We start from the raw sequence: 754 nt of genomic DNA on the forward strand, positions 1-754 counted from the left end.
AGTCCGCTTTGTGCCAGAAGCGGACATTGCCAGCCAGCCCAAGGCTATCTCGTGCTAATAGCAAGTTTAGCCGCGAAGCATAAAAATAAGCCCCCTGTTGCTCTGTCCATCACCCGGACAACGCGACTTTTCTTCAGTACGGCTGATGCAAAATGCGTGGATAAAATGAGAGTGACTGACCATATAGTCCCAATCGCTACGTGGATGCTGACCAGGATAAAAGTCCATATTAAAGGTGAGTGACCGGCAGGTACGAACTGCGGCAAAAAAGAGACATAAAAAATGCCCATTTTGGGATTGAGCACATTCCCCAGCATTCCTCTGATAAACCAGTTCCCCTGAGAAACGTTGTTGCCATCACCATCACTGAAAGATGATCGAGGACGTATCAGCAGTTGTAAGCCCAGCCAGCTCAGGTAGACCGCGCCACAAACTTTGAACACAGTGTAAGCCATCTCTGAAACCGCCAGAAGAGCACCAAGACCTAACGCAACCAGCGCGCCCCATACAAAACAGCCAGCATCAATGCCAAGCGCAGCGTGAAAAGCCTTTTTACCGCCCTCAGCACAAGCGGTGCGCAGAATAAGTGCCGTATCAAGACCGGGAGTCAGGGTAAGTAACAGTGCTGCGAGAGAGAATGCGAAGAGGGAATCGTTAACAGTCATTTTCTTTGTCCGAAAGAGCAGATGCTAATCATTTAGCTCCCTACAATCAATCCATTAAATATTGTTTTTAAAGGTCTGCTCTTCGCTCA

Annotated in this window: 1 protein-coding gene; it reads right to left on the reverse strand. The window is 48.4% G+C overall.

The genetic code is table 11. From position 1 onward, the window contains the following. Nucleotides 1-44: 44 nt before the first annotated feature. Nucleotides 45-665: a LysE family translocator gene (locus JTA15_RS01520; protein ID WP_219372786.1), complete on the reverse strand. Its 621-nt coding sequence runs from the start codon at nt 663-665 to the stop codon at nt 45-47. Nucleotides 666-754 lie beyond the last annotated feature (89 nt).

Origin of the sequence: Enterobacter sp. BIDMC 29 (genome assembly GCF_019378755.1) — a bacterium.
GTDB lineage: Bacteria > Pseudomonadota > Gammaproteobacteria > Enterobacterales > Enterobacteriaceae > Enterobacter > Enterobacter ludwigii.